The organism is Ruegeria sp. CH6 (assembly GCF_056537005.1).
Genome location: NZ_JBQFQS010000001.1, coordinates 516,107 through 534,578, shown reverse-complemented (window position 1 = coordinate 534,578; position 18,472 = coordinate 516,107). Strand labels below are relative to the sequence as shown.

The 18,472-nt window shown below is 56.6% G+C and carries 16 protein-coding genes; 8 read left to right on the top strand and 8 right to left on the bottom strand.

Annotation, left to right across the window (positions count from 1 at the left end; translation table 11 throughout):
- Positions 1-66: 66 nt before the first annotated feature.
- From ACR0CW_RS02700 to ACR0CW_RS02685, 4 genes are all read right to left on the bottom strand, one after another.
- The gene (locus ACR0CW_RS02700) at positions 67-1,998 is read right to left on the bottom strand and encodes an acetyl/propionyl/methylcrotonyl-CoA carboxylase subunit alpha (protein ID WP_480786925.1); all 1,932 of its coding nucleotides are present in this window, start codon (positions 1,996-1,998) and stop codon (positions 67-69) included.
- A gap of 308 nt (positions 1,999-2,306) precedes the next feature.
- Positions 2,307-3,911: a carboxyl transferase domain-containing protein gene (locus ACR0CW_RS02695; protein WP_480786737.1), complete on the bottom strand. Its 1,605-nt coding sequence runs from the start codon at positions 3,909-3,911 to the stop codon at positions 2,307-2,309.
- Positions 3,911-4,408 carry a hypothetical protein gene (locus tag ACR0CW_RS02690; protein ID WP_480786736.1) on the bottom strand — a complete coding sequence of 166 codons (498 nt, stop codon included), beginning with the start codon at positions 4,406-4,408 and terminating at the stop codon, positions 3,911-3,913. Before ACR0CW_RS02690 ends, ACR0CW_RS02695 begins: the two co-directional genes overlap by 1 nt.
- The gene (locus tag ACR0CW_RS02685) at positions 4,405-5,931 is read right to left on the bottom strand and encodes an AMP-binding protein (protein ID WP_480786735.1); all 1,527 of its coding nucleotides are present in this window, start codon (positions 5,929-5,931) and stop codon (positions 4,405-4,407) included. Before ACR0CW_RS02685 ends, ACR0CW_RS02690 begins: the two co-directional genes overlap by 4 nt.
- 136 nt (positions 5,932-6,067) lie before the next feature.
- Between ACR0CW_RS02685 and ACR0CW_RS02680 the strand changes: the two genes are divergently transcribed.
- Complete coding sequence (locus ACR0CW_RS02680; RefSeq protein WP_155147490.1) at positions 6,068-6,673, top strand: OmpW/AlkL family protein; 606 nt, start codon at positions 6,068-6,070, stop codon at positions 6,671-6,673.
- Between the two features lie 53 nt (positions 6,674-6,726).
- Here the strand turns inward: ACR0CW_RS02680 and ACR0CW_RS02675 are convergent, their stop codons facing one another.
- The gene (locus tag ACR0CW_RS02675; protein WP_155147487.1) at positions 6,727-7,890 is read right to left on the bottom strand and encodes an isovaleryl-CoA dehydrogenase; all 1,164 of its coding nucleotides are present in this window, start codon (positions 7,888-7,890) and stop codon (positions 6,727-6,729) included.
- Positions 7,891-8,082: 192 nt separating this feature from the next.
- Here ACR0CW_RS02675 and ACR0CW_RS02670 point away from each other — a divergent pair, with 192 nt between their 5' ends.
- Entirely contained in the window at positions 8,083-9,153 is a 1,071-nt protein-coding gene (locus tag ACR0CW_RS02670; protein ID WP_480786734.1) for a Hint domain-containing protein, read from the top strand.
- A 4-nt stretch (positions 9,154-9,157) separates the two neighbouring features.
- Here the strand turns inward: ACR0CW_RS02670 and ACR0CW_RS02665 are convergent, their stop codons facing one another.
- A complete protein-coding gene (locus tag ACR0CW_RS02665; RefSeq protein WP_480786733.1) occupies positions 9,158-10,348 on the bottom strand; it encodes a DegT/DnrJ/EryC1/StrS family aminotransferase in 1,191 nt (396 codons plus the stop codon).
- A 39-nt stretch (positions 10,349-10,387) separates the two neighbouring features.
- The gene (locus ACR0CW_RS02660) at positions 10,388-11,059 is read right to left on the bottom strand and encodes an HAD-IA family hydrolase (protein WP_480786732.1); all 672 of its coding nucleotides are present in this window, start codon (positions 11,057-11,059) and stop codon (positions 10,388-10,390) included.
- Between the two features lie 134 nt (positions 11,060-11,193).
- On the opposite strand from ACR0CW_RS02660, the gene glmU reads away from it, so the two are divergent.
- From glmU to ACR0CW_RS02640, 4 genes are read left to right on the top strand one after another with little or no spacing between them, the layout of a single operon-like run.
- Positions 11,194-12,546 (top strand): bifunctional UDP-N-acetylglucosamine diphosphorylase/glucosamine-1-phosphate N-acetyltransferase GlmU, encoded by a 1,353-nt coding sequence (gene glmU, locus ACR0CW_RS02655; RefSeq protein WP_480786731.1) that lies wholly within the window; start codon positions 11,194-11,196, stop codon positions 12,544-12,546.
- A gap of 3 nt (positions 12,547-12,549) precedes the next feature.
- The gene (gene glmS, locus ACR0CW_RS02650) at positions 12,550-14,373 is read left to right on the top strand and encodes a glutamine--fructose-6-phosphate transaminase (isomerizing) (protein ID WP_170332658.1); all 1,824 of its coding nucleotides are present in this window, start codon (positions 12,550-12,552) and stop codon (positions 14,371-14,373) included.
- 3 nt (positions 14,374-14,376) lie between these two features.
- Positions 14,377-14,919, top strand: a complete 543-nt coding sequence (locus tag ACR0CW_RS02645; protein ID WP_155147474.1) for a pyridoxamine 5'-phosphate oxidase family protein — start codon at positions 14,377-14,379, stop codon at positions 14,917-14,919.
- Between the two features lie 7 nt (positions 14,920-14,926).
- Positions 14,927-15,604 carry a DNA alkylation repair protein gene (locus ACR0CW_RS02640; RefSeq protein WP_480786924.1) on the top strand — a complete coding sequence of 226 codons (678 nt, stop codon included), beginning with the start codon at positions 14,927-14,929 and terminating at the stop codon, positions 15,602-15,604.
- Here the strand turns inward: ACR0CW_RS02640 and ACR0CW_RS02635 are convergent.
- On the bottom strand, positions 15,601-15,966 hold the full coding sequence (locus tag ACR0CW_RS02635) for a hypothetical protein (protein WP_480786730.1): 366 nt from the start codon (positions 15,964-15,966) through the stop codon (positions 15,601-15,603). The genes ACR0CW_RS02640 and ACR0CW_RS02635 overlap by 4 nt on opposite strands.
- A 141-nt stretch (positions 15,967-16,107) precedes the next feature.
- Here ACR0CW_RS02635 and moaA point away from each other — a divergent pair, with 141 nt between their 5' ends.
- Together moaA and ACR0CW_RS02625 are read left to right on the top strand one after the other, a co-directional pair.
- Positions 16,108-17,115 carry a GTP 3',8-cyclase MoaA gene (gene moaA / locus ACR0CW_RS02630; RefSeq protein WP_480739168.1) on the top strand — a complete coding sequence of 336 codons (1,008 nt, stop codon included), beginning with the start codon at positions 16,108-16,110 and terminating at the stop codon, positions 17,113-17,115.
- Position 17,116: 1 nt separating this feature from the next.
- Positions 17,117-18,415 carry a 3-deoxy-D-manno-octulosonic acid transferase gene (locus tag ACR0CW_RS02625; RefSeq protein WP_480786729.1) on the top strand — a complete coding sequence of 433 codons (1,299 nt, stop codon included), beginning with the start codon at positions 17,117-17,119 and terminating at the stop codon, positions 18,413-18,415.
- Positions 18,416-18,472 lie beyond the last annotated feature (57 nt).

Below are 18,472 nucleotides of genomic sequence, written 5' to 3'. Positions count from 1 at the left end.
TTTCCCGGATCTCTATTTCTATGCTTCACAGCACCACAAGCTGCTGCAAGGCGACAAGCAGAAAGATCATTCCTCTTCCAAACGAACCAGTGCCGCCCCGGCCTCAACCTGCGTGCCAGCTTCTGCAAGAACCTCAGCAACGACACCATCACGCGCAGCCAACAAAGAATGCTCCATCTTCATGGCTTCGAGAATGGCAAGACGATCACCCTCTTTCACCGCATCTCCGGCAGTGGCAAAGACTGCCTTCACCAAACCGGGCATCGGTGCCTCAACCACATTCGTATCGCCTGCCGCGCTGGTGTCCCGATCCAGCGGATCAGCGAACCCAAACACCTGACCGTAACTGTCGAACACCGTAATTTCAGATCCGGACACAGCAACATTTGGCATCGGAGTTCCATCGAGGCTCCAACGCCCATTGGTTCTTTCTGCAACCACAGTCTCAGGACCGACCTGCCAGATCTGCCGTTCAGGGCTTTCAACCTGAACATCCAGATCGACGACCTCACCACCCTGCATCAATTGGACGGCACGATGTAGCGGAGCCCAAAGGGTGAAACCGCTTTCTTCATCTGGATCGTCCAGTTTCAGGGCAACCATGGCCGCGGCCACCAGCGAACATGGTGTCACTGATGCCTCCTGAACCAGATTGTCCAGGTCTCGTCCGATCAGCCCCGTATCCACATCACCTGATGCAAATCCCTGATGCCGTGTCAAAGCGCCGAGGAAGGCAAGATTGGTCACCGTACCCGCGACCTCGGTATGCTTCAGCGCTCGATGCAGCGACTCCAGCGCGACTTCACGCGTGGGCCCATGAACAATCACTTTGGCGATCATGGGGTCATACCAGGGGCTAATCGTATCTCCTGCCCTGACGCCGCTGTCAGCACGGCAATAGGATGGAAACTGCAGATGAGTCAGCGTACCCGTTGCAGGTAAAAAACCTTTGGGCACGTCTTCAGCATAAAGCCGAGCTTCGAAAGCATGGCCGTTGATCGACAGTTCCTGCTGCTGCTTGGGCAGGCTTTCACCGGCTGCAACGCGCAATTGCCACTCGACCAGATCAACACCGGTGATGGCTTCGCTAACAGGATGCTCGACCTGCAGGCGCGTGTTCATCTCCATGAACCAGAACCGATCCGGGCGGAGTCCTTCCGAGGCATCTACGATGAACTCCACCGTACCTGCCCCCTTGTATCCAATGGCCTCAGCCGCGCGCACACCCGCCAGCCCCATCGCCTCACGCATCTCAGGCGTCATTCCGGGTGCCGGAGCCTCTTCGATTACCTTCTGGTGTCGACGCTGTAGCGAACAATCCCGTTCGAACAGATGCACGGCATGGGTGCCGTCGCCAAACACCTGCACCTCGATATGCCGCGGTTTGGCCACGAATTTTTCAACCAGAACCGCATCATTACCAAACGCGGTACGAGCCTCACCACGTGCGCTGTCCAGCGCAGCGGTAAAATCCTCGGGCTCTTCAACAAGCCGCATTCCTTTGCCGCCGCCGCCAGCGACGGCCTTGATGAGCACGGGATAGCCGATGGTATCTGCGGCACCAGACAGATGTTCCGGGTCCTGATTATCGCCATGATATCCTGGCACGACGGGCACACCTGCCTGTTCCATCAGAACCTTCGCTGCATCCTTCAAACCCATCTTGCGGATCGCATCCGCCGATGGCCCGATGAAAGTCAACCCCGCAGCTTCGACGGCATCAACGAAATCAGGGTTTTCAGAAAGAAAGCCATAGCCAGGATGAATTGCACGTGCGCCGGTATCCAGTGCGGCCTGAATTATCACATCTCCACGAAGGTAACTGTCCGCGGGGGCCGCTCCTCCAATATGGACCGCCTCATCTGCGATCTGCACATGCTGTGCCGAGGCGTCAGCGTCTGAATACACAGCAACGCAGGCGACTCCCATCTTCTGAGCCGTTTCCATTACTCGGCAGGCAATCTCACCCCGGTTGGCAATCAGGATTTTGTTGAACATCAGATCATAACCTCTTCTGTTGCCCATATTAGGTGAAGTTCCTCAGGAGCTATCCCTTCCTTATTCCATTCAGCGAAAATGCTTCCGAAGGGAGTACAAGGTCTACCAGTTAGGCAATTCCTCGTGGACGCAACCTGACCGTCTGTAGAATTGCGGCCCAGCTCTTTGATTGTCGCAGATTTACCTGCAATTGATATCTGCATTCCAATCTCAGGTACGCCGTCAATTTGCGTCAAACTAAGAACCAAGCCAGGCCTGTTAGGCAAAAGCCAAGCGTCCTCGATCAATCCGCGAAACGTGGTCATTTCTCACATCCTGAACACGCCAAAACGTGTCTCCTCGATTGGCGCATTCAAGGCTGCATTCAGTGACAGCGACAGCACATCCCGGCTTTTGCGAGGATCGATAATTCCATCGTCCCAAAGTCGGGCTGACGCGTAGAGAGGATGCGATTGTTCTTCGAACATCTCCAGCGTCGGGCGTTTGAATTCGGCCTCTTCCTCGGCTGACCAGGTGCCGCCCTGCCGCTCGATCCCATCACGCTTGACTGTAGCCAGAACACCCGCCGCCTGTTCACCGCCCATGACCGAGATGCGTGAGTTGGGCCAGGTCCACAGGAACCTCGGCTGATACGCGCGACCGGCCATGCCGTAATTCCCCGCACCAAACGATCCGCCGACCAGCATCGTGATCTTAGGCACATTCGTCGTGGCCACAGCCGTCACCATCTTGGCTCCGTGCCGTGCGATGCCTTCGTTTTCGTATTTCCGCCCGACCATGAAGCCGGTGATGTTTTGCAAAAACACCAGGGGGATTTTGCGCTGCGAGCACAGTTCGACAAAATGCGCGCCCTTCTGTGCCGCTTCTGAGAACAGCACGCCATTATTGGCAATGATCCCAACCGGGCAGCCTTTGACATGGGCGAAGCCGGTCACCAACGTTTCACCAAACCGGGGCTTGAATTCGTCAAAGCGCGAGCCATCGACCAGCCGTGCGATCACCTCGCGAATATCATACGGCGTGCGCAGATCAGCCGGAACGACGCCCAGAATTTCCTCGGGATCATAGGCCGGGTCTTCGGGGCTGGCCCAATCCACTGTTTGCGGTTTGCGCCGGTTCAGCGAGCCAACCGCGCGACGCGCCAAGGCGAGCGCGTGGGCATCATCCTCGGCCAGATAATCCGCCACGCCGGACAGGCGGGTATGGACGTCACCACCTCCCAGATCTTCAGAGCTGACCACCTCTCCTGTAGCCGCCTTGACCAGAGGTGGCCCCGCCAAGAAGATCGTGCCCTGTTCTTTGACGATGATCGTCACATCCGACATTGCGGGAACATAGGCGCCGCCCGCAGTACACGACCCCATGACCACTGCGATCTGAGGGATGCCCTTAGCACTCATCCGTGCCTGATTGTAAAAGATGCGGCCAAAATGGTCGCGATCCGGAAAGACCTCATCCTGATTGGGCAGGTTCGCGCCGCCGCTATCGACAAGATAAATACAGGGCAGGTTGTTTTCCTCGGCGATCTCCTGCGCGCGGAGGTGTTTCTTGACTGACATCGGGTAATAGGTGCCGCCTTTCACAGTCGCGTCATTGCACACCACCATGACCTCTTGCCCCTGCACGCGACCTATTCCCGCGATGACACCGGCCGAGGGTGCAGCGTCCCCATACATCCCATGCGCCGCCGTTGCGCCGATTTCGAGGAATGGAGAGCCCGGGTCTAATAGGTTTGCCACCCGTCGCCGAGGCAGCATCTTGCCCCGCGATTCATGTCTTGCGCGGGATTTCTCGCCCCCACCCATCCGAGCTGCGTCGGCTGCATCAGAGATTTGCACCAGCGCGTCGAGATGAGCCGCGCGGTTTTGTTTGAAGCCCTCAGAAGCGGGCACAGCTTTGGAGGTAAGTTTCATTACTCGCGTTTCTCCAACTTCAATAGATTTTGCTCTCGAGCAATTGATCGGGCTTCTGACCATTTGAGGCCTGCCTCAACCATATGGCATTCCAAAGGCACATCCTTGTTGTGCCCCTTCATTTCCGGGCATGGGCTAACGGTTTCATTTGAGAGAAATCGACTCAGCCGAGTCTTGCTAAACGTGTCAGTCTGGTTGTCTAATTGACCGCTTACCTCCTCAAGTTTGCCAATAAGGTCCATTTTAGATGTTTCCACATAGCCAAGGAGATCTTTTCGGCAGGCGATGGTGTCCAAAAACGAGCGGCCCATTGCACAATATTCCACTGCGAGACCAAAGCATTGAATGTCCATTGACATGGCAATGTTACCGTCTGTCAAAGCAGCACAGCCTTTTAGCCACTGCGTGACATCCAGAGGCTCAACCTTTCCATCGGCTAAAACACTTGTTGTCATCATCAATGTGAAAGACGCCGCACCGAGCGCGAGAACTTTCATTGGCCAATCTCCACCACCGCCCGCGCCTTCAACTCCTTCCGGATCACTTTCCCCGTCACCGTCATCGGCAGTTCGTCCAGAAACGCCACCTCGCGCGGGTAGGAGTAATGCGCCAGACGGTCCTTGACCCAATCCTGCAACTCACGCTCCGCCGTTTTGGCTCCCGGTTTCAGCACTACGTATGCCTTGACGATTTCGGTCCGTATCGGGTCAGGCTTGCCGACCACACCCACCGTCGCCACCGCCGGGTGGGTCAGCAGGCAATCCTCGATCTCCGCCGGGCCGATACGATAGCCGGCCGAGGTGATCACATCGTCATCGCGACCAACAAAGCGCAGGTAGTCGCCCTCCCACACGCCGCGGTCGCCAGTGATTAACCAGTCACAGCGGAACTTCTCGGCTGTAGCTGCAGGTCGGTTCCAGTATTCCAGCAGCATTGAAGCGGAGCCGCGCCGGATGGCGACGTCGCCCTCTTCACTCGTCGGAACACCATCCTCGTCGATCACCGCAACCTCATGCCCAGGCACCGGCTTGCCGATGCAGCCGGGTTGGACCGGAAAATCCTCAGCACAAGACGACACGACCATGTTGCACTCGGTCTGGCCATAGAACTCGTTGATCGTCAGACCAAACGCTTTCTCGCCCCAGGCCAGCATCTCCGCGCCCAGTGGCTCACCGCCTGATGCAACCGAGCGCAGACCAGAGATCGACTGATCTGCAGCTTTGAGCATTCGAAGGGCAGTGGGAGGGAAGAACACATTCCGCACGCCACCACGCGCGATCACATCGGCACAGGCATCGGGCGTGAATTTCTCCAGTCGGGCCGCCACGACGGGAACGCCCAGCGCCAGTCCCGGCATCAACACATCAAACAGCCCGCCGATCCAGGCCCAGTCGGCCGGTGTCCAAAGGCAGTCCCCCGCCTGTAAGTGGTTGTGGCTGATGGAAACGCCGGGCAGATGGCCTGTCAAAACCCGATGTCCGTGCAGGGCACCCTTTGGACTGCCAGTAGTACCGGAGGTGTAAATCAGAACCGCAGGATCTTCGGGACCTGTATCTGCGAAGTCTATCGCATCACCATCTTCACCGATCTCATCTACCATCAGTGGCTCAGCCAGAGCGCCAAGCAGAGCGGCTCCTTCCGGGTCGGTCAAGACCAACCGAACACCGGCATCACCCAGACGGGATGCCAGCGCGTTGTGTTTGAACAGCTTGAACAGGGGCACTGAAATTGCGCCGATCTTCCAGATCGCTAGATGCGCCGCCGCACACCACGGCGACTGACTAAGCAACACACCGACGCGATCACCCCGCTGCAGTTTACGCAATAAAGCCCTCGCGATCCCGTCGGTCATTCGGGCGAGTTCGCCATAAGTCACTCGTGCCTCATCAGAACCGGTCAGATCCACGATCGCTATCTGATCCGACGGGTGCGAAAGGCACTGCTGCGCCATATTCAGCCGAGCTGGGATGTCCCAGCCACCCTCAGGGCGCAAACCCGGTATGATCTTAGCGGGACGCATAGCGTTTACCCCATATTTTACAATTACTTGAGCGTCCTTGGATATATCGGCCAATCACTGAAACTTGATGCAGATCAGAGTGAGCAGGCACGCATCCACTCAAAAAGAAGTCATCAACAAATTCAAAGGCCAGATGATGACCAATAAACTCGCCGCTTTGACTCTTTCCACCGCGCTTGTTGCGCTTGCTGTGCCCGCTTTCGCTCAGAACCAGGGTGATTGGACCGTTGGTGTCGGTGTTGGATACCTCGACCCTAAATCCGACAATGGGACGCTGGCAGGCCTGAACGCTGACATCGACTCGGATACCCGTCCGATCTTCACCGCCGAGTATTTCATCCGTGACAACCTGGGTATCGAGCTGCTTGCTGCGACCCCGTTCAAGCACACAGTCACACTGGGTGGAAGCACTGAGGCTGGCACTGTCAAGCACCTGCCGCCCACCTTGTCGCTGAACTATCACTTCCCGACCAACAGCGCGTGGAAGCCCTACGTAGGTGCCGGTCTGAACTACACCGTCTTTTTCGACGAGCAGTCGCCGCTGGGTGATCTGAAGGTCGACAATTCTTTCGGCGTCTCGCTGCAGGCCGGTCTGGACTATATGGTCACTGACAAAGGCGCAGTCCGTCTGAACGTCCGCTGGTTCGACATCGACTCGGACGTCACGCTGAACGGCAACAATATCGGCAAGGCCGAAATTGATCCGTGGCTGGTCGGCGTATCCTACGTCCATCGCTTCTGATCCCTCGATACAAGCGCCTCGCAGTTCCCTCGTCTGCGAGGCGTTTTCTTTTCTCAGAGCATTTTGTTCATCAACTCGCGCCCGATCAGCATCCGGCGAATTTCGCTGGTTCCGGCGCCGATTTCCATCAGCTTGGCATCACGGAAAATCCGGCTGACCGCAGCGTCTGACAGGAACCCGGCCCCGCCCATAGCCTGAACAGCCTGATGTGCCTGTGACATCGCTTGTTCCGAAGCATACAGACAGCACGCTGCCGCATCCTGACGGGTTACATCACCCCGATCACAGGCCTTTGCCACTTCGTATACGTACGCCCGGGCCGAGTTCATCGCAGTATACATGTCCGCGATCTTGCCCTGCATCAGCTGGAAGGTCCCGATGGGTTTGCCGAACTGCTTGCGCTCGGCCAAATAGGGCATGATCTCATCAAGGCAGGCAGCCATGATCCCGGTTCCGATCCCGGCCAGAACGACTCGTTCATAGTCCAGCCCGGACATCAGAACGGCCACGCCCTTACCCTCTTCCCCCAGTACATTTTCGAACGGCACTTCGACGTCTTCGAAAATCAGTTCAGCCGTGTTGGAACCGCGCATACCAAGCTTGTCGAAATGAGGCGAGGTGGAGAAACCCTTCATTTCTTTTTCAACAAGGAAGGCTGTGATCCCTTTTGAACCGGCATCCGGGTCGGTCTTGGCATAGACGACCAAAGTGTCCGCGTCGGGTCCGTTGGTAATCCAGTATTTGTTGCCATTGAGGCGGTAGTGATCATTGCGCTTTTCAGCACGCAGCTTCATCGACACGACATCGGATCCGGCCGAAGGCTCGGACATCGCCAATGCGCCCACGTGTTCGCCTGAGATCAGTCGCGGCAAGTACTTTTGCTTTTGCTCTTCGTTGCCGTTCAGTTTGATCTGATTCACGCAGAGATTCGAGTGAGCACCATATGACAGCGAAACCGAAGCAGATGCGCGAGCGACTTCCTCAACCGCAATGGTGTGAGCCAGATATGACATCCCTGCCCCGCCATACTCTTCAGGCACCGTGACGCCCAGCAACCCGAGATCGCCCATTTCTTTCCAAAGCTCATTGGGAAAGGCATTTGTTTGATCGATCTCGGCCGCCAGCGGCTTAACGCGTTCCTGCGCCCAGCGGTGCACCATCTCGCGCAGCGCGTTCACATCCTCACCTAGATCGAACTTCATCGTGTCCGTGAACATCTGCGCTCTCCTCTTCGCCTTTAATGAACACCCGTTCAAATAACCTGTCACAGAGTCCGGGACGGGTCAAGGCAGACCGCGCAAACCGAGTGCTTACCACAAGCGAAGTTTCGGCTTGAACACTTCTTATTTCTGACACATCACCTCTCTAACCGACTACGGCTGTTTGATTTTTTGAAAGTGAGTGAAAAGATGCCGCCAACCAATGTGATTATAAATGGCGACTTCAATAACGGCAGTGCAAATTGGTCCGGAACAGATATCGAGGCCAACTACACCGAAGGCGCGTATCTGGGAAATGGCTCATCGAACCGCGTGGCAGAGATTGACGGCAACTCTGGTCAGACAACGGTTATGGAGCAAACCTTTACGATCACCGACCCCAATTCGGGAAGGTTGACGCTGGATACCGCACTACGCACAGCCTCGAACAGCAATGCGGGTCAGGAAGGGTTTGTTGTCGAGATTCTGGACAGCGGAGGCAATGTCATCGCTTCAATGACCGTTCTGCCCACGACGAACAGTTTCCAGAGTATTTCGTTGGACGTCAATTTCCCTAGCGCCGGTGACTACACGCTGCGTTTCACAGAGCTGGGGCTGGATGACAGTCTTGGCGCTATCGTCGACAACATCAAACTCATCGTCTGTTTTTGCCAGGGAACGCAGATCGAAACCGAATTCGGTGAACGTCCGGTCGAGACCCTGCGCATAGGTGACAAGGTCTTGACGCAGAAAGGCTTGAAGCCTCTGCAGTGGATCGGAAAACGATCACTAAACGCAACAGATCTGGCAATACATCCAAAGCTTCACCCTGTCAGAATCGGTGTCGGGGCTTTGGGAAACGGGTTGCCTAACCGAGACCTTCTTGTATCGCGCCAACACCGGATGCAGACCTCGTCCGTTGTTGCCAACCGCATGTTCGGCACGCCGGATGTGCTGGTGTCAGCGATCAAACTTACCGAATTACCGGGGATCGAGATCGATCAAGTGCTTGAGAGTGTGACCTACTATCACCTGCTGTTCGACGCACATGAGATCATCTTTGCGAATGGCGCACCTAGCGAGAGTCTGCTGCTTACTGATGCGGCCTTGTCCTCGGTGACCGAGGAAGCAAGAGCCGAGATCGAATTGCTGTTCCCCAACCGGCCTGAGGGCGACGCATCAAATTCGCAACTGCGTATCCCACATGGAAAGCAGCAAAAACGCTTTGTGGAACGGCTGAGCAAAAACAATAAGCCGTTGATAGAATACGAAAGCGCCTGAAGGCTCAGGACTGGTAGACCGCTCCCACCTCTGCACGAATGATACGTGCAATCAGTCGGCAATCGTCCAGCGAGAATGTCAGCGGAACGCGCATGTCCATGATGCCTGCAAGAATGCGGTCGCTCTCAGGCATCTGCTCGGATTCGGCGTAGCGCCAGCTATCATAGCGTGAGGTAAATCCATTTGGCTCAGCCCCGCCAAACCACTTGAGCTCAACGCCGCGCTCTGCGCATCGACGAATAACATCAGCAATGCGCTCAGGCGACCAGCCAAGCAACAGGAATTGAATAGAGGATCCGACATAGGTTTCCTCTTCCGGTCGTTCGACGATCGTCAGACCCGGCGTTCCGCGCAGGCCCTTTTCGATCTCGACATACCGTTCATTCCAACGCTGAACTTGACGATCCAAATCACGCAGTTGCGGCCGAAGGATCGCCGCGCGCAGGTTATCCATACGCCCAGACACGTTTGGCGTGGTGTATTTTATCCTCTCAAACACCTCGGGACCCGGAGCCGCCAGATGACGTTCGTACAGCATGTACGACCCTGACAACATCGTTACCTTAGCCGCCAGTTCTTCATCGTCGGTGATGAGCAACCCGCCCTCGCCCGAATTCACGTGCTTATAGGTCTGGCAAGAATAACATCCGATGGCACCCTGACGACCCGACAACTGACCACGCCACGCAGCACCCATGGTATGCGCGCAATCTTCGATCACGATTACTCCGGCCGCATCACACATCTGCATCAGGCGATCCATGTCACACAGATGACCGCGCATGTGGCTGAGCATCAGGACTTTGGCCTGCCCCAGCTTGGTTTCCAGATCATCCAGATCGATGGTCAGATTTTCGGTCACGCCGACAAAGATCGGACGAGCCCCAACCGATGCGATAGAACCCGGCACCGGCGCCAGAGTAAACGCGTTGGTCAGAACCGGATCGCCGGGCTGAACCCCCACCGCGCGCAGTGCCGTTGCCAGCGCGTAACCGCCAGAGGACACCGCCAGACAGTACTTAGCCCCCATCTGGGCTGCGAATTCCTGCTCGAGCAGAGCTGTTTCGCCCAGCTCACCGGGCAGAACATTGTAGCGATGCAACCGCCCGTGGCGCAGCACGGCCATTGCGGCCTCGATAGCCTCTTCCGGGATGGGTTCCTGTTGGGTGAAGCTGCCAGAAAACGTTTCAGTCATAATGCTGTTGTGGGTCCGCGATGGCTTCGGGTCAAGGGATCACGCTGCCGCACCGATCAGGTCGGTCACAAGCTCTGGCAGGTCGTCGAAGTGATGTAGCAGCGCTTCGGGCTCCAGCGCCGCCATATCGTCACCCGACGGGCCGAAGGTCACCAGAACCGATGGAACGCCGGCAGCTTTTGCGGTGTTTCGGTCGGTATCGGAATCTCCGATCAGAACGCACAGATCCGGATGCCCACCAGCACGCCGCGCTGCCTCACGCAGAGGTTCCGGGTCGGGTTTGCGAACAGGCAGAGTATCGGCACCCACCAGAGACGCGAATTGATCCCGCACCCCTAACCGCGTCAGCAGCAAATCGGCCAGCCCCTCGGGCTTGTTGGTGCAAATACCGACGCCATATCCCGCACCCCGAAGAATATCGACGGCTTCGAGTGCCCCAGGATAAAACTGCGTGTGCGTATCTATCGCCTTTGAATAAGCCTCCAAAAGCATCGGGTAATACTCGAAAACCGTATCTTCAGAATACTCTCCAACACGCTTCAGACCATGTGTCAGCATCATTCTGCCACCGCGCAGGGCAACTGCAGCGTCCTGCCCGTCGATCAGGACATCCCCGTGCCCCATATGACGAAAACAGTGGTTTGCAGCTGCCAGCAAATCCCCAGATGTATCCGCCAAAGTGCCGTCCAGATCAAAGATGACTGTGCGCATTTTTTCTCCTTGCTCGGCAGGTTTCCGCCATGTCGTGTTGCAAACGGCAATCTTGTTTGATGCCCGAACCGCTTGCGCCTTTGCCCTCAGCGGATAAAACGGACGGCAACAAAACACAAAGAGAAAACGATTTCATGAGTATTGCCCTTGTCATCCTTGCAGCCGGAAAAGGCACCAGGATGAATTCGGATATTCCAAAAGTACTGCACCCGATTGCCCAGGTACCTATGCTGGTTCATGCGATGCGCGCAGGTGCAGTTCTGTCGCCCGAGCAAACTGTCATCGTAACAGGGCACGGTGCCGAAGCAGTCGCCAAGGCGGCAGCAGCCGAGGACGACATCGCTCAGATCGCAGTTCAGGAAGAGCAGTTAGGCACCGCGCATGCTGTCGCGCAGGCACGTGATGCACTGAAGGATTTTGAGGGCGATATCGTAGTCCTCTATGGCGACACACCGTTCCTGCAGCCCGACACACTTGAGCGGATGGTTGCAGCACGGTCCGACAACGATCTGGTCATTCTGGGATTTCAGGCAGCAGATCCAGCCCGCTATGGCCGTTTGGTGATGCAGGGTGAAACGCTGGAACGGATTGTAGAATTCAAGGACGCTTCGGAAGAAGAACGCGCCATAACACTCTGCAATTCAGGTCTTTTGGCATGTGATGCAAAAACGTTGTTCTCCCTGATCGATGCGGTTGGCAACGACAATGCTTCGGGCGAATACTATCTGCCTGACGTTGTAGAAATCGCCCGCAAGCGCGGCCTCAAGGTGACCGCTGTTGCCTGTGACGAAGCGCAAACACTAGGCGTGAATTCCCGCGCTGATCTGGCAGTTGCAGACGCAGTATTCCAGAGCCGCGCAAGGGCCGAGTTGCTGGATCTGGGTGTTACAATGATGGATCCGGAAACCGTCTATCTGGCTGCGGATACGGTAATTGGCCGTGATACTGTCATTGAGCCAAATGTTGTGTTTGGCCCGGGTGTCACCGTTGAAAGCGGTGCAACGATCCGGGCATTCTCGCATCTCGAAGGGTGCCACGTCAGCCGCGGCGCGGTCGTTGGCCCCTATGCCCGCCTGCGTCCAGGTGCGGAACTGGCTGAGAACGCCCGCATCGGGAACTTTGTTGAGATCAAAAACGCCGAGATCGCCGAAGGAGCAAAGGTCAATCACCTTAGTTACATCGGTGATGCGACGGTTGGCGCGGCGACAAACATCGGCGCCGGCACCATCACCTGCAACTATGATGGCGTGATGAAACATCAGACCACCATTGGCGAGAACGTGTTTATCGGCTCGAATACAATGCTGGTCGCCCCTGTCACTGTCGGCGACGGTGCGATGACCGCGACCGGTACTGTGGTAACCCGTGACGTGGAACCGGACGCGCTGGCCGTAGCCCGTGCCAAACAGGACAACAAACCCGGTTATGCACGTAAATTGTTTGATATGTTGAAGGCGAAGAAGGCTCGCCGCGACAAAGGAGCCTGATCCATGTGTGGTATCGTCGGAGTTCTTGGACAACACGAAGCAGCCCCAATTCTGGTTGAGGCACTGAAAAGGCTAGAATATCGCGGCTATGACAGCGCGGGCATTGCGACTGTAAACTCGGGCGTCCTGGGGCGTCGCCGGGCGGTTGGCAAGCTGGTCAATCTCAGCGACCTTCTGGTCCATGATCCCCTGCCCGGCAAATCCGGGATCGGTCACACCCGTTGGGCAACCCACGGCGCGCCCACCGTCAACAATGCGCATCCGCACAAGGCTGGCCCTGTAGCCGTTGTGCACAATGGCATTGTCGAAAACTACCGTGATCTGCGTGACGAGTTGTCTGAAAACGGTATAAATTTCGAAACCGATACCGACACTGAAACTGTCGCTCTCATGACTGCCCACTACTTGGATTCCGGGCTTTCGCCGGTTGAGGCCGCGTTCAAAACCATCGACAAATTGCAAGGTGCCTTTGCGCTGGCGTTTCTGTTCGACGGAGAGGACGACCTGATCGTCGCGGCCCGCAAAGGCTCGCCTCTGGCCATTGGCCATGGCGATGGTGAGATGTTTGTGGGCTCGGACGCCATTGCGCTGGCTCCGCTGACCAACCAGATCACCTATCTGGAGGAAGGTGATCGCGCTGTTCTGACCCGTACGTCTCTGGAAATCCGGAATGAGGCGGGTGAGCTTGCAAACCGCGAAAAGCGCAAGATCAAGCTGGACCATGCGCGGGCCGACAAGGGCGAGCATAAACACTTCATGGCCAAAGAGATCGCGGAACAACCGGTGGTGGTTGCCGAAGCGATCCGGTCTTACCTGCCAACCGGTGGCGATCAGGTTGTCCTGCCCGATACCGATTTGGATTTCACCAAACTCGACCGTCTTACCATGGTGGCCTGTGGTACCGCCTTCTATGCCTGTCTGACCGCGAAATACTGGTTCGAAAAACTGGCGCGGATGCCCGTCGAAGTCGATATCGCCAGCGAATTCCGCTATCGCGAACCTCCGATCCCTGAACGATCACTGGCTCTGTTCGTCAGCCAGTCGGGCGAGACTGCGGATACGCTTGCCGCTCTGCGATATTGCGAAGGCAAAGCTGACAAGATCGTGTCGGTCGTCAACGTCCCCGAAAGTTCGATTGCGCGGGAAAGCGATATTGCCCTGCCAATCCACGCAGGTGTTGAGATCGGTGTGGCCTCGACCAAGGCCTTCACCTGCCAGTTGAGCGTGCTGCTGATGCTTGCTCTGAAAGCAGCGGCGGATCGGGGTACACTAACCGATGAGGAGCTGGCCGATCACGCGGCTGCCCTGCGTGGGCTGCCTTCGGTGCTGAATACTGCGTTGGACCAAAACCGCGCCATTCGCAAATCCGCCCAACGCCTCAGTGAAGCGCGGGACGTGCTGTTCCTCGGTCGCGGTCTGATGTTCCCTCTGGCGATGGAGGGAGCGCTGAAACTCAAGGAAATCAGCTACATTCACGCCGAAGGTTATGCATCAGGCGAGTTGAAGCATGGACCCATTGCCCTGATCGACAAACATATGCCGGTCGTCGTCATGGCCCCTCGGGATGAGGTCTTTGATAAGACCGTGTCAAACATGCAGGAGGTGATGGCGCGCAAAGGCAAAGTTATTCTTGTTTCCGATGACGATGGTATCGCAGAGGCCAAAGATGGTGTCTGGAGCACTATCAGAATGCCGCACGTTCATCCCAGCCTCGCCCCGATCCTGTATTCGGTTCCGGCTCAGTTGCTGGCCTATCACACAGCCGTCGCCAAAGGCACCGATGTGGACCAACCCCGCAACCTTGCGAAATCCGTTACGGTGGAGTGACCCATGGCTAAACAGTTCCCGCAGCTTGACCCGCCACATCAAAAGTTCATCGAAGAGCAGCACATGTTCTTCGTCGGCACTGCCGGAACAGACGGGCGCGTCAACATCTCGCCCAAGGGGATGGATTCACTGCGGGTTCTAGGGCCCAACCGAATTGTCTGGATGAATCTGACTGGCAGCGGGAACGAAACCGCTGGTCATCTGCTTGAAGTCAATCGCATGACGCTCATGTGGTGTTCTTTTACGACGCGGCCACTGATCCTGCGGGTTTACGGTTCCGCCCGTACAGTTCATGCGGTGGATAAGGATTGGGCGGAATTGGCCGAGCATTTCCCGAGCCATCGCAGTGCGCGACAGATCTATGACCTAAATGTCGATCTGGTTCAGACCTCTTGCGGCTGGGCAGTACCCTTTATGGAATATATGTCCGAGCGGGACACGATGCAGCAATGGGTTGATGGTAAGTCGGATGATGACTTCCGAACTCATTGGGCTGAAAAGAACCATCAGACGATTGATGGCAAGCCCACAGGCATCCGGGTCTGATCAGACGATGCTCGACGTTTATCTCGATCAGATCAAAGCCCATGCCGATGCTGAACGCGCCGAGCAGCTGGCGGCGTATCATAAGGTGGAACGACCATATCTGGGTGTCACCAACCCCGTTTTGAACGACCTGACCAAAGCCTGGCGACAGGAGTTGGACGTTCCTGCCCGTGTCGAATTGGCCAGTGCCCTGTGGCAGACCAACATTCATGAAGGGCGGCTTGCTGCGGCTAAACTGCTGACGCAGGCCAGAATTCGCCCGGATGAAGCGGTCTGGGAACTGTTGCAGAGCTGGGTACCGGATTTCGATGCTTGGGCAGTGGCGGATCACGCCTGCATGGCGATGCAAAAACGTCTGAGCGCGGACCCGCAGCGCCTCGATCAGATCGAGGACTGGACCAAATCGGATCACATGTGGACACGCCGCGCTGCATTGGTGGCCACCCTGCCCTGGACAAAGCAGAACCATCCAAAACCCAATGACCTGCAACGGCGTGATCGCATCCTTGGCTGGGCCGCCGGATATGTGCCCGACCGGGATTGGTTCATCCAGAAATCCGTTGCCTGGTGGCTTCGGGATCTTTCAAAACACGACCCCGAACGTGTCCGTGCATTTCTGGCAAAGCATGGCGACGCGATGAAGCCATTCGCTCGGAAAGAAGCAGGCAAGTACCTGAAGGATTAGTTGGAATAGACTTCCAGCTCGACGAGTTCGTCAAAGGGTATCAACAAGGCCCGCATTGCATCCACCGACAACCGGCTGCCGCCCCCTTCAGGGCCTGAAACGGGAACCAGAGTGATATAGGCCTGCGCGCCGGTTTTGGGCACCACAACACGCGCAGTCACCTCTGTATTCACCAATGGGGTTTCCAACCACCGACCGCCTTTATTGGGGTCCCCCAACCCGGCAATCGTCGTTTTGGCGCCTGTCCAGCCAACACTGGCAGCCGAAGCAGGCTGTGGCTCTGCAGCGTCTTCAACCACCGTGGGTTCAGCTTGGACAGGCTTGTCTGACCCGCCAAACACACGATCTGACGCCGACCGCACCGTATCGCATCCCGCAAGCAGAACGCATGTTACCAATAACGCATTTCTCATACCCGAAACCTATCGCCCTGCGCGCATCTGCACCAGCCAAAAGCGTAGTTCACACTTGCCGCTGACCAGTCGCCGCTTTACCTATGACGCATGACCGCTCCGCTTATCGACCCATTTGCACGTGCAATCACCTATCTCCGCGTCTCTGTAACGGACCGCTGCGACTTTCGCTGCGTCTATTGCATGTCGGAAAATATGACCTTTCTGCCCAAGAAAGAGCTGCTGACGCTGGAAGAGCTGGATCGCATGTGCTCGACCTTTGTGAAGATGGGAGTTGAAAAACTCCGCATTACTGGCGGTGAACCTTTGGTGCGCCGTAACATAATGACGTTCTTCAACTCCATGACCCGGCATCTGGAAAGCGGTGCTCTCAAAGAATTGACACTGACCACGAACGGATCGCAGCTGTCACGTTTTGCTGATGATCTCTATGCCGCCGGTGTTCGTCGTGTGAATGTTTCGCTGGATACGCTTGACGAAGACAAGTTCGCTAAAGTCACGCGATGGGGGCGGCTAAAGCAGGTGCTCAACGGCATCGATGCCGCTCAGAAAGCAGGGCTTCGGATCAAGATCAACGCTGTCGCCCTAAAGGGGTTCAACGAAGAAGAATTGCCCCGCATCACCGAATGGTGCGCCGAGCGTGACATGGATCTGACATGGATCGAAGTCATGCCTATGGGGGACATCGGCAACGAAGACCGACTGGACCAATACTGGTCCCTCAAGGATGTACGCGCCGAATATGAAAACCACTATCAGGTCACGGATCTGGCAGAGCGCACCGGCGGTCCCGCGCGCTATGTCCGCCTGGAAGATACAGGGCAGAAGATCGGTTTCATTACCCCGCTCAGCCACAATTTCTGCGAAAGCTGCAATCGCGTTCGTCTGACCTGTACCGGTGAGCTTTATATGTGCCTTGGTCAGGAAGATATGGCAGATCTCCGCGGGCCTTTGCGTGATTATCCCGATACGGAAGAACCGCTCGAGAATGCGATCCGGGCTGCGATCAACCTCAAGCCCAAGGGGCATGACTTTGATTATTCCCGCCAGTCGGTCGACGGTCAGATGAGCCGTCATATGAGCCATACAGGCGGCTGAAATGTCAGATCAGGATGGCCGACCCACGCTGCTGTACCAGCTGTACTGCGGCCTGACCTCTGTACTGGCACCCCTGGCATGGCGCACTGTACGCAGCAAGCTGGAAACGGCTGGCGTTTCAAATGATCGCCAACGAGAGCGCCTTGGGTATGCCACCCTACCCCGCCCGAACCAAACGCTGATCTGGTTTCACGCAGCCAGCGTCGGAGAGAGCCTGTCGGTCCTCAGCCTGATCAAACGCCTTGGTCAGCGCCTGCCAGATGCAGAATTCCTGATCACATCAGGCACACCAACCTCTGCGGCGTTGATCGAAAAGCGTATGCCGCCGCGTACGCGCCACCAATATCCGCCGCTGGATACGGGCGGCCCCGTTCATCGTTTTCTGGAGCATTGGAAACCTGACGCTGGCATCTTTGTTGAAAGCGAGATCTGGCCAAGACTCGTTGTTGAAAGTGCCAATAGCGTCACACCGCTCGCGCTGCTGAATGCCCGGCTTTCTGAGAAATCAGTGGAAGGTTGGAAAAAACGCCCCAAAACGGCGCGATACATATTGGATCATTTCCAGCTATTCCTGACGCAAAACGATAGAACCGCGACCAATCTGATTGCAATGGGTGCCCCTGCGGACCGGGTACATCCCGGCACAAACCTCAAGGCCATGTCAGACCCATTACCGGTGGATGAGGAGACGCTGGCCGATATTCGACGTCAGTTGGATGGACGACCCGTGTGGATCGCCAGTTCGACACATGCAGGCGAAGAAGAAACGGTTCTCGCGGCACACAAGGAACTGCTAAAGCTCTGGCCCAATTTGCTGCTGCTGCTGATCCCACGCCACCCAGAACGGCGTGATGAAGTGACCGGGCTTGTAAGTTCCGCCGAATTATCTTTCGCGCTTCGCAGCAAGTGTGATGAGATCACCGCAAACACGCAGGTCTATGTTGCGGATACGCTTGGAGAAACCGGCACATGGTACGCGTTGTGCCCTGTCGTGTTCCTTGGCGGATCGCTTAAGGAAATCGGGGGCCACAACCCATTCGAACCAGCGCAGGCAGGTGCCGCAGTCATCACCGGACCGGGCTATTACAACTTTGCTGAAACCTTCGCCCCGCTGGTCGAAGCCGGAGGAGCGGTCGAAGTACAATCAAGCAAGGAACTGACAGATGCAGTGGCCCATTGGCTATCGGATGACGCTGCACTGATCGACGCCAGAAACGCGGCGGGCGCTTGTGTGAATACCCAGAAATCAGCACTCGATGGTGTCATTGATGCGTTATGCGAGAGACTCGACCTGAAATAGAAAGCCCGGCAACTTCATCAGTTACCGGGCCTGAGTACTGAGGTGAATTCCGCCCCA

What these genes read in the sequence shown, in the direction of transcription:
- ACR0CW_RS02700 (WP_480786925.1), bottom strand. Translation starts at nt 1,998, where the DNA reads ATGTTCAACAAAATCCTGATTGCCAACCGGGGTGAGATTGCCTGCCGA.
- ACR0CW_RS02695 (WP_480786737.1), bottom strand. Translation starts at nt 3,911, where the DNA reads ATGAAACTTACCTCCAAAGCTGTGCCCGCTTCTGAGGGCTTCAAACAA.
- ACR0CW_RS02690 (WP_480786736.1), bottom strand. Translation starts at nt 4,408, where the DNA reads ATGAAAGTTCTCGCGCTCGGTGCGGCGTCTTTCACATTGATGATGACA.
- ACR0CW_RS02685 (WP_480786735.1), bottom strand. Translation starts at nt 5,931, where the DNA reads ATGCGTCCCGCTAAGATCATACCGGGTTTGCGCCCTGAGGGTGGCTGG.
- ACR0CW_RS02680 (WP_155147490.1), top strand. Translation starts at nt 6,068, where the DNA reads ATGACCAATAAACTCGCCGCTTTGACTCTTTCCACCGCGCTTGTTGCG.
- ACR0CW_RS02675 (WP_155147487.1), bottom strand. Translation starts at nt 7,890, where the DNA reads ATGTTCACGGACACGATGAAGTTCGATCTAGGTGAGGATGTGAACGCG.
- ACR0CW_RS02670 (WP_480786734.1), top strand. Translation starts at nt 8,083, where the DNA reads ATGCCGCCAACCAATGTGATTATAAATGGCGACTTCAATAACGGCAGT.
- ACR0CW_RS02665 (WP_480786733.1), bottom strand. Translation starts at nt 10,348, where the DNA reads ATGACTGAAACGTTTTCTGGCAGCTTCACCCAACAGGAACCCATCCCG.
- ACR0CW_RS02660 (WP_480786732.1), bottom strand. Translation starts at nt 11,059, where the DNA reads ATGCGCACAGTCATCTTTGATCTGGACGGCACTTTGGCGGATACATCT.
- glmU (WP_480786731.1), top strand. Translation starts at nt 11,194, where the DNA reads ATGAGTATTGCCCTTGTCATCCTTGCAGCCGGAAAAGGCACCAGGATG.
- glmS (WP_170332658.1), top strand. Translation starts at nt 12,550, where the DNA reads ATGTGTGGTATCGTCGGAGTTCTTGGACAACACGAAGCAGCCCCAATT.
- ACR0CW_RS02645 (WP_155147474.1), top strand. Translation starts at nt 14,377, where the DNA reads ATGGCTAAACAGTTCCCGCAGCTTGACCCGCCACATCAAAAGTTCATC.
- ACR0CW_RS02640 (WP_480786924.1), top strand. Translation starts at nt 14,927, where the DNA reads ATGCTCGACGTTTATCTCGATCAGATCAAAGCCCATGCCGATGCTGAA.
- moaA (WP_480739168.1), top strand. Translation starts at nt 16,108, where the DNA reads ATGACCGCTCCGCTTATCGACCCATTTGCACGTGCAATCACCTATCTC.
- ACR0CW_RS02625 (WP_480786729.1), top strand. Translation starts at nt 17,117, where the DNA reads ATGTCAGATCAGGATGGCCGACCCACGCTGCTGTACCAGCTGTACTGC.